The following is a 9,584-nucleotide window of genomic DNA, read 5'->3' as shown; positions in this document are numbered from 1 at the left end:
GTCCGATGTTGGGATGGTTCGCCCGCCTGACAATCTCCCAGGCGTCGCGATGGTCGCTGGTATGCCTCCCCCAGGCCAGCGCCTCGTAGCCGACGCGAAGGGCGCGTCGTCCTGCCCGTTCGCCGAGTTCGCGGAAATCGTCGGCAGCGCGGTCGATGCCGCCCAGCGCCAGGGGCGAAACGTTGGAACACACCAGCATCAGATCCGTGCCGAGCTCTTGCATCAGGTCGAACTTGCGCTCCGCCCGCTCGAAGGCGCGCGAACGTTGTTGCTCGGGCATTCCTTCGAAATCGCGGAAAGGCTGGAAGAGTGTGATTTCCAGGCCGTGATCCCTGACCATCCGCCCGACCTCGGCAGGACTTCCGTCGTAAGCAAGAAAGTCATTCTCGAATATTTCCACGCCGTCGAAGCCGGCCGCGGCGATGGCCGCAAGCTTCTCGCGGAGGTCCCCGCTGATCGATACGGTGGCAATCGAGGTTTTCATCGCCGAGGTCCAAGCCATGCTCCTTGGACTTGGCCAAGTCCAAGGAGCAGGTAATATCTGTGAGCGGACGTTCCTGGTTGCATCAAAGAAGCGCGATGACGCGGGTGGGCCCGCCGGTCGCGCCTTTCACCTTGGGAATCCCGAGGAAGAGACGCGCTCCGGATTCAGGGATTGCATCGAGGTTCGCCAGGCACTCCACGCCCCAACGACCGCTGCCCAACCATTCGTAGTGGACAGGAAACGCCCCGCCCGAATTAAGCCCTGTGTCCAGTGAAAGCGTGTCGACGCCGATCCCTTTCACCTTTCGCTCGCCAATCAGGAACTGCGCGGTCTCGACATGAAAACCGGGTGTGTGATTTCTCTTCTTATTGTCGTTACCGGTGAACTTCGGGTCGCCGACCAGCCTGTGCCATCCGGAGTTCATTACCACGCAACAGCCTTGCGGGAGTGGGCCGTTCTTTGACTCCCACGCCTTGATGTCATCCGGCGTTAGCGATGTGTCCGCGTTCTCGGCGGCGCGCGCCGCGATGTTGATGACGGCGACAGGGACGATCAGATCCGAGATCGGGATCATGTCGGCCGTCAAACCGTCGGCGGAGAAGTGGATAGGCGCGTCCATGTGGGTGCCGCTGTGCTCGACGATCGTCCAACGATTGAGGTTCACCTTGTCCTTGGCGAAGGTGACGAGATGCTCGACTGTGAACCATTTCTCGCCGCTGAAAGTGGGAAACCCTTCATAGAGCGCGTGAGAGAGGTCGACCGTGTCGGTAAAACTCGTCGCCGCCGCCTGGGCTGGCGGCACGGTTGGAAGCGTGGCTGCCGCTGCCGCGCCAAGGCCGAGCGTAAATCCGGCTTTCAGCAGTCCCCTGCGGGTGGCGTTTTCGCAGATCGAATGAAGGCATCCTGGAGGACACATGTGGCTTTCTTCCCTTCCCTGTTAACTCCTGTAAAAACTAGAAGTGAGTGCCTGGCGAGATCGCCGACCATCGCTATTCGTCCGTCAACTCCCTCAACGATTTCACCGCGGTGGCATATCCCCGAGGCCCGAGGCCTGCGATGACCGCAGTCGCGATCTTCGACACAAGCGATCGGTGGTAGATCTCCTCGCGCCTGTGAATATTCGAGATGTGGAGCTCGACGATCGGGCCGGAGAACATCTTCAGCGCGTCGAGGATGGCGATCGACGTGAAGGAGAAGCCGGCCGGGTTGATGACGATCCCGGCTCCCTCGTCGATCGCTTCGTGGATCCAGTCGATGATCTGACCCTCGCTGTTCGACTGATGGAAGCGAACGGGCGTGTCGCCGGCCGCTTCGCGGCAGAGAGCCTCGATCTCGGCCAGCGTCGTCGTGCCGTAGATTTCCGGTTCGCGCTTGCCGAGCCGGTTCAGGTTCGGACCGTTGATCACGTAGATAGGCTTCACCATGACGGCTCCTTTGTCTTCGATCAGCCCTGGTAGCCCAGTAGCCTGGGCAACCAGAGCACAAACTCCGGGAAGAACGTGATGAGGGCTAGCGCAGCGATCATCGCCCACAGGAACGGCAGCACGTCGCGGACAATGTCCTTCAGCGGCACTTCGGCGATCCTCGTCATGATGAACAGCAGCAGACCGTATGGCGGCGTCACCAGGCCGAGCATGATGTTGACCACCACCATCACGCCGAAATGCACCATGTCGATGCCGAGCGCGCGCGCCGTCGGGATGAGGACGGGCACCATCACGAGAAGAATCGTGGTGCCTTCGAGCACGCAGCCCAGCAGCAGCAGCAGGATATTGACAAGGATCAGGAAGCCGATGGGCGACAGATCCCAGCTTGTGAGAATGACCTTTATCGAGTCCGGGATGTTCTCGACGGTGACCACATAATTGAAGACCAGGGCGCCGGCGATCAGCATGCCGATCGAGGCCGAGGTGCGCGCGCTGGCCAGCACGGAACGATAGAAGTCGGCGAAGCTGACACTGCGGTAGAGCACCACGGAGATGACCAGCGCATAGGCCGCAGCAACCGCTGCCGCCTCTGTCGGCGTGGTGACGCCAGAGTATATGCCGCCGAGCAACACGACCGGCATCATGAGGGAGGGGAAGGCACGCCAGGTAATGCCCGGGAGTTCGCGCAGCGGGGTCGGGGCTTCGACCGGAAAGTTGTTGCGCCGCGCCTGATAGGCCACGATCCCCATCTGCGCCGCCGCCATCAACAGGCCGGGAATGACGCCGCCGAGGAACAGGTAGCCGATCGAGGCGTCGGACACGAGCGCGTAGATGACCATGGGGATCGACGGTGGGATGATCGGGCCGATGACGGAGGTCACGGCCGTCAGCGCCGCAGCGTAGCTTGGCGTGTACTTGCCGTCCTTGGTCATCATCCTTTGCATCATCTTGCCGGTGCCGGCAGCATCGGCGATGGCCGATCCCGACATGCCCGCAAAGATGATGCTCTGGACGACGTTGACGTAGGCAAGGCCGCCCCGGAACCGGCCGACCACAGCATCGCAGAAGCGCAGCAGGCGCTCTGTCATCGAGCCGATGTTCATCAGCTCCGCAGCCAGGATGAACAGCGGCACCGCGAGGACGATGTAGTTGTTGTACATCCCGTTCAGCAGCTGCTCGGCCGCCGTCCCCATATCGAGCCCTGCCAGCAGCAGATAGAGGATCGAGCCGGCGATCATCGAGTGCCCAATCGGCAGCCCGAGGAAGGCAAGTATGGTGATCGCGACGACCGATATCGAGAACGGGCTGGCGAGATTCATACGCCCGACCCCGCCTTGGTGGGATCGAACTCCTTTGGCGCCTTGCCGAACACGGCTTGCCAGGACAGCCAGAGGTAGCGAACAATGATAGCCACGACGAATATGACGTAGATCGAGAACAGCCAGTCGAAGCGGATCTCCAGATAGGCGGTCTTTTCGACTTTCATGAACGTCACGTAGTCGAGCACGGCAGGAAACGAAATCGCGTAGAGCACGATCAGCGATGCGGCCGCGATGAGGAACATGATGCGGCGAACGCGCGGTGGGGCCGATGCGTAGAAGAGGTCGAAGCGGATCTCCTCCTCCTCGCGGACAACGAAGGCTGCACCCCACAGCACCAGCCAGATCCACAGGATCACGCTGATTTCGTTGGTCCAGCCGATCGGCATGTTGAGCAGGTAGCGAAAGGCGATCTGCAGCAGGAAGGCCGCGAACATTGCCGCCAGCATGACGGCGAGGACGTTCTCGGCGCGCCGGTATAGCCAGCGACCAAAGTTTCGGAGCGAAGGTGTCACGCGGGCTTCTCCGCCTGCTGGAATGAGGAGGCGCGGCGCAAGCCCCGCCGTGCCTCCGGCTTAGAGCGCGTTGATCTTGTCGACCATGCCGGCCGGCCAGTCCTTGGCCAGGTCCGACGACAGGTATTTCTCCTGAGCGTAGTTGCGGAACGCAGCGATGTCGGGCTCGTAGAGCTTCAGACCCTTGCCCTTGAACAACTCGACCAACTCTTTTTCGCGCGCAAGATGCTTTTGCGTGCTGAACTCGATGGCGGCGTCAGCGGCGGCCTGGAACTTCGCCTGCTTGTCGGCGTCCATCTCATCCCACACCTTCTTCGACACGGTCAGCAGATCGAACCCGACCAGATGCGAGGTCAACACGATCTGCGACATGACCTCATAGAACTTCATGTTCTCGACATTCGGCAGCGGATTGTCCTGACCGTCGATCGCGCCGGTCTGCAGCCCGGTATAGACCTCGGCATAGGCCATGGCGACGGGATTGGCGCCGAGTGCGGAGCCGAGGAACTGCCAGGCATCGCCGCCCGGCATGCGCAGCTTGATGCCCGCCATGTCGGCTGGCGTGGTGATCTTCTTGTCCGGCTTGAGGCCGATCTGCCGGGCGCCGAAATAGGTCGGTCCGAGCACACGCACGCCAAGCTGGTCCTCGGCCATCTTCTTCATCTCTGCGCCGAGATCGCCGGCGAAGAACGTTTTCAGATGTGCGGCGTCGCGGAACAAATAGGCGGCGGTGACGATCGACCATGCCGGGATCTGCTTGGAGATATCCTGTGGCGCGATGTTGCCCATCTCGAGATTGCCGCGCTGCAGGGCGACGAGCTCGGTGCCTTGCTTGAACAGATTGCCGCCATAGTACCCCTCAAAGACGAAGTCGTCCTTGATCGAGCTGGCGAACATTTTCACCATGTCGGCGCGGATATCCTGTTCGGAGAACACGGCCGAGAAGCGCAGCTTCGGCTTGTCCTGGGCAAGGGCCGGAAAAGCTGCCGTCGTGGCGAGCGCGCCCGCCCCGACCAGGAGTTCCCGGCGTGTGGCATTGAAAGTCATGGTCGTTCCTCCCTATTGGCTATTGTCCAAGTCATGTGTCGGCTGGTCACGGACGCTCCCAAAGGCGGCAAACGCCGCCTTCATCCGTTCAACATCGGGCGCAAGCCCGGTGAAAAGCTCGAAAGCCCGCACGGCCTGGAATACGGCCATGCCCTCGCCGCTGAGCGTGCGGCAGCCCCGTTGCCGTGCCTGTCTGAGCAGTTCCGTTTCGAGCGGCAGGTAGACGATGTCGGCGACCCAGCACTCCGGTCGCAACAGATCGGCGGCAATCGGCATGCCGGGCGACTTTGCCATCCCGACCGGGGTCGCGTTGACGATGCCGTCTGCGCGAGCCGAAGCCACGGCAAGGTCCGAGACGACCTCCACCTTTTGCGTGCAGCCGGCTGACCTGAGCCGCGACGCCAGCGCTTCGGCCCGATCAGCCTGCAAGTCGGTTACCAGCAGCGTCTCGACGCCGCTTTCCAACAAGGCGTGGGCCACCGCGGCGCCGGCGCCCCCTGCTCCCAGCAGCAGCACCTTCCGACACCTCTGTCCGGCCAGCCCGTGGCGAAAACTCTCCTTGAATCCCCACTTGTCGGTGTTGTGGCCGATGCGCCGGCCGCCCCGGAACACTACGGTGTTGACCGAGCCAAGGATCTCGGCCGCCTCGGAAAGCTCGTCGAGCAGCGGGATGATTTCCTGTTTGTAGGGAAACGTGACGTTGAAGCCGGTAAAGCCGAAGTGCCCGGCAAAGGCGATGAGATCGGCCAAAGGAGGGGCAGTCTCACCCATCGTTTCGGTATCGAGCAGCGTATAAACGCAGGAGAGTCCTTGGGCGCGGCCTTCCGCCTCGTGCATCGCCGGCGTCCGGGAAAGCTGAATTCCACGCCCGAGCAAGCCGACCAATATGCGGGGCGAACTGGGAGACGTCTCCCATTTTTCCGCGGTGGCGGCAAACAAGGCCAAGCGATCCTCCCAAATCGGACTGAGCGCAACTTTGTACCAGTCAGTTAATTTCGTCAACAACTTTGTACTATTCGGTTAATTTGCTAGACTCAGGTGCTGGTGCCACGATTGCGAGGAGCGGACATGAGTGATGAGATGGTGCTGAACGAGAAGGTGGCAGCGGGCGGCCGCAGCGGGTGGAAGCAGGATCCCGCCGGCGTTCAAAAGAACATACTCGCGGTGGCGATGACCGAGTTTGCCGCAAACGGCCTGTCGGGCGCGCGCATCGACGAGATCGCGGCAAAGACGCACACGTCAAAGCGGATGATCTACTACTATTTCGGCGACAAGGAGCGGCTCTACGGCCGCGTCCTCGAGGAAGCCTACCGGCAGGTGCGAACGGGCGAGCAGGAGCTGGAACTTGACCACCTTCCGCCTGTAGAGGCGCTGAAACGGCTCGCCGAATTCACCTTCGATCATCACAGCCGCCATCCGGATTTCATCAGGATCGTGATGATCGAAAACATCCATCATGGCGTGTATCTCGAACAATCCGAGCTGATCAGGCTGTTGAATGCAGGGGCTATTCAAAAGCTTGAGGCGATTTGCCGGCGCGGGCGTGCGGATGGCCTTTTCCGTGAAGACGTGTCGCCTCTCGAATTGCACTGGCACATCAGCGCGTCGAGCTTCTTCAACGTTTCCAACCAAGCGACCTTCTCGCGCATTTTTGGCAGTACGCTCTACACCGTGGACGGGCAGCGCTTGCTCCGAGATCATTTGGTGGAAATGGTCATCGGCCTTGCACTGAAACCCGAGCGCCCGAAAGGGCGCGCTCGTGGGGTACGCTGACGGTCGATGGCAATCTGGAGCTGTCGGCCGATCCATCCTCGATTACGAGTTGGGTAGTGCCGGCACCGCTGGAAATCCGGCCACGGGCGTGAGCGACCAGATAGCAGTGCGTGACAACCTTACGCTCGATGGCACGATTAACGGAAAAGGGCGGTGCGGCGGCATTGACCAGTGCAAGCCAGACCACCGACGCCACTTTCACCACGCTTGGTCTCAGAGCCTCCGCCGGCTTCACGCTCGGCGCCATCGATGCCACAGCGCGCGGCATGCTGGGCTGGCGCCATGCCTATGGCGGCATCATACCGACCAGCACACATGCCTTCTCTGCCGGTGATGCCTTCACAATCGCTGGCGTACCGATCGCAAAGGACAGTGCCGCCATCGAAGCGGGGCTCGATCTCAACCTGACCGATGCCGCAACCCTCAGCGTCGCCTATCAGGGTCAGTTCGGCTCCGGCGTCCAGCAGAACGGCTTCAATGCAAAGCTCAACGTGGAATTCTAACTAAGCGGGAAGGATCGTTCCGGAATGACTGCCCCTTACGAAAAAGGGCCATTCGATCCGGAATATCACTACGGCCGCTTATCGCATCGCCCAGGCGTTCGTACGCCAGGAGGCGACCTGGCGAGCGCCAGGCAGGAAGCCAGCCTTATCGCCGCCGGTCGGAGCGCGCCTACAAGGACGTGCGCAACCGCGATGAACGCGAACGCTGCGACCGCAGACGGCTGGACTTGATCGCGCAGAAGCGGACGCAGGAGTAGCTGGGAGGATTGTGTGGCGCGAAGCGGACCCTCCAAGGCTCGGCTTTCCCGTAAACGCTTTACAGCCCGGTTTGGTAGCGCTACCGTTTCGGCCTAGCGTGAGCCTGGGAGGAGCCAGGGCTGTCGCTAGCGGAAGCGTTGTTCCTTCGACGACGTCGCGGGAATTTGTTGGGAGGATCGATGGCGTCTGTCGCAATTGGCGAAGTCTATAAATCATTCGGCGCTGTCGAGATCCTGCACGGGGTCAGCGTGAACATCGAGGACGGCGAGTTCGTCACTCTGGTCGGACCGTCGGGCTGCGGAAAATCAACCCTCCTCAGAATGATCGCCGGCCTGGAAAAGATTTCACGCGGCCAGATCGCGATTGGCGAACGTGTCGTCAACAACGTTGCGCCCAAGGAGCGCGACGTCGCCATGGTCTTCCAGAACTATGCGCTCTACCCACACATGACCGTCGCCGAGAATATGGCGTTCTCGCTGATGCTCAAAGGAGTTTCCAAGCCGGAGAGCGATGCAGGCGTGCGCCGCGCAGCCGAAATCCTTGGGCTGGTGCCGTTGCTGGCGCGCTATCCTCGGCAGCTTTCCGGCGGCCAGCGCCAGCGCGTCGCAATGGGCCGCGCGATCGTTCGTGATCCGGCGGTCTTTCTCTTCGACGAACCGCTGTCCAATCTCGACGCCAAACTCAGGGTGCAGATGCGCGCCGAGATCAAGGAACTGCACCAGCGCCTCAAGACCACGACAGTCTACGTCACTCACGATCAGATCGAAGCCATGACCATGGCTGACAAGATCGTGGTCATGCATGACGGCATCGTCGAGCAGATAGGGCCGCCGCTGGAACTCTATGACCGGCCGAACAATCTTTTTGTCGCCAGCTTTATCGGCTCGCCGGCCATGAATTTGCTGAGGGGCGAGATCGCTACCGACGGCTCACCCTCGTTCCGCGGCGCCGGGGGGATTTCGGTCCCGTTGGCCTCGGCACTTTCCATCCGCAACGGCGAGCCTGTGGTGCTGGGAATAAGGCCCGAGCATTTGCGGCTGTCCGACGACCAGGGCATTCCGGTCACCGTCGCGGTGGTTGAACCAACCGGGTCCGAAGTGCAGCTCATCGGCCGGACAGCCGGCGGCGAAGAGATCGTCGCGAATTTCCGGGAACGACATTCCTTTACGCCGGGCGAAACCATCCGGCTTACGGCCGAGCCCAGCCTTATCCATCTCTTTCACGCAGAAACCGGACAGAGATTCCAGACACGTATCGATCAGTAGAACCACAGGCAAGGACAACAACAGGAGGAAACGAGCATGAAGTTCACCAGACGCGACGTGATCCGCACCACCGCCGGCGCGGCGGCGGGTGCCTTGGGAAGTCGGTTCATCAGCTCTCCGGCCCTTGCCCAGGACGGACTGAAATACAAACCCGAGGATGGCGCCAAGCTTAGACTGCTGCGCTGGTCGCCCTTCGTCCAGGGCGATGAGGACCAATGGCTGGCCAACACCAAACGCTTCACCGAGGCGACAGGTGTCGAGGTTCGCGTCGACAAGGAAAGCTGGGAGGACATTCGTCCCAAGGCGGCGGTCGCAGCAAATGTCGGGTCCGGCCCCGACCTGATGTTCGTCTGGTTCGATGACCCGCACCAATATCCCGACAAGCTGCACGACGTGAGCGAACTGGGCGAGTATCTCGGCTCGAAATATGGCGGCTGGCACGAGGGACCTAAGCAATATGCGACACGCGACGGGAAGTTTGTCGGCCTGCCCCTGGCCACGATCGGCAATGCCATCGTCTATCGGGAAAGCTGGGTGAAAGAGGCTGGCTTTTCGGAGTTTCCCAAGGACACGAAAGGCTTCCTGGAACTTTGCAAGGCCTTGCAAGCGAAGGGACATCCGGCCGGCTTCACGCATGGTCATGGCGTCGGCGACGGCAACAACTATGCTCATTGGCTGCTGTGGAGCCATGGCGGCCAGATGGTCGACGAGAGTGGCAAGGTAACGATCAACAGCCCCGAGACCCTCAAGGCGATCGAATATGCGCAGGAGCTTTACAAGACCTTCATTCCAGGCACCGAAAGCTGGCTCGACGTCAACAACAACCGCGCCTTCCTGGCCGGCGAACTGGGCGTGATCGCCAATGGAATTTCCGCCTACAACACGGCCAAGATCAATAAGGACAAAGATCCAAAGCTGGCTGAAATCGCCAAGGACATACGCACGACCAACCTGCCCATCGGTCCTGTCGGCAAATCCGTCGAATTGTTCCAG

Annotated in this window: 11 protein-coding genes; 4 read left to right on the top strand and 7 right to left on the bottom strand. The window is 61.2% G+C overall.

Annotated features, from left to right (window positions below; translation table 11 throughout):
• The 7 genes from EOC06_RS15070 to EOC06_RS15040 all read right to left on the bottom strand — a co-directional run.
• Positions 1–484, bottom strand: a 484-nt coding sequence (locus EOC06_RS15070) for a sugar phosphate isomerase/epimerase (protein WP_164898590.1), incomplete at its 3' end; no start/stop codon positions are given.
• A gap of 82 nt (positions 485–566) precedes the next feature.
• Entirely contained in the window at positions 567–1,286 is a 720-nt protein-coding gene (locus tag EOC06_RS15065; RefSeq protein ID WP_210212236.1) for a cyclase family protein, read from the bottom strand.
• Positions 1,287–1,473: 187 nt separating this feature from the next.
• A complete protein-coding gene (locus tag EOC06_RS15060) occupies positions 1,474–1,908 on the bottom strand; it encodes a type II 3-dehydroquinate dehydratase (RefSeq protein WP_164762497.1) in 435 nt (144 codons plus the stop codon).
• A 20-nt stretch (positions 1,909–1,928) separates the two neighbouring features.
• Positions 1,929–3,230: a TRAP transporter large permease gene (locus tag EOC06_RS15055; protein WP_128308146.1), complete on the bottom strand. Its 1,302-nt coding sequence runs from the start codon at positions 3,228–3,230 to the stop codon at positions 1,929–1,931.
• Complete coding sequence (locus tag EOC06_RS15050; protein ID WP_245469616.1) at positions 3,227–3,745, bottom strand: TRAP transporter small permease; 519 nt, start codon at positions 3,743–3,745, stop codon at positions 3,227–3,229. The genes EOC06_RS15055 and EOC06_RS15050 overlap by 4 nt, the downstream gene beginning before the upstream one ends.
• 60 nt (positions 3,746–3,805) lie before the next feature.
• A complete protein-coding gene (gene dctP, locus EOC06_RS15045) occupies positions 3,806–4,792 on the bottom strand; it encodes a TRAP transporter substrate-binding protein DctP (RefSeq protein ID WP_128308145.1) in 987 nt (328 codons plus the stop codon).
• 12 nt (positions 4,793–4,804) lie between these two features.
• Positions 4,805–5,731, bottom strand: a complete 927-nt coding sequence (locus EOC06_RS15040; protein ID WP_206631192.1) for a shikimate dehydrogenase — start codon at positions 5,729–5,731, stop codon at positions 4,805–4,807.
• A gap of 141 nt (positions 5,732–5,872) precedes the next feature.
• Between EOC06_RS15040 and EOC06_RS15035 the strand changes: the two genes are divergently transcribed.
• From EOC06_RS15035 to EOC06_RS15020, 4 genes are all read left to right on the top strand, one after another.
• The gene (locus EOC06_RS15035) at positions 5,873–6,565 is read left to right on the top strand and encodes a TetR/AcrR family transcriptional regulator (RefSeq protein WP_128308144.1); all 693 of its coding nucleotides are present in this window, start codon (positions 5,873–5,875) and stop codon (positions 6,563–6,565) included.
• A gap of 128 nt (positions 6,566–6,693) precedes the next feature.
• The gene (locus EOC06_RS15030; protein ID WP_164898589.1) at positions 6,694–7,068 is read left to right on the top strand and encodes an autotransporter outer membrane beta-barrel domain-containing protein; all 375 of its coding nucleotides are present in this window, start codon (positions 6,694–6,696) and stop codon (positions 7,066–7,068) included.
• A 437-nt stretch (positions 7,069–7,505) separates the two neighbouring features.
• Complete coding sequence (locus tag EOC06_RS15025) at positions 7,506–8,591, top strand: ABC transporter ATP-binding protein (protein ID WP_127271287.1); 1,086 nt, start codon at positions 7,506–7,508, stop codon at positions 8,589–8,591.
• Positions 8,592–8,627: 36 nt separating this feature from the next.
• Positions 8,628–9,584: ABC transporter substrate-binding protein (locus EOC06_RS15020; protein ID WP_245469615.1), on the top strand; the 957-nt coding region annotated here is incomplete at its 3' end.

Source organism: Mesorhizobium sp. M7A.F.Ca.MR.362.00.0.0, assembly GCF_004023175.1.
Taxonomy (GTDB): domain Bacteria; phylum Pseudomonadota; class Alphaproteobacteria; order Rhizobiales; family Rhizobiaceae; genus Mesorhizobium.
Note: the sequence above shows the minus strand (reverse complement) of the source record. Positions and strands in the feature narration are given on the sequence as shown.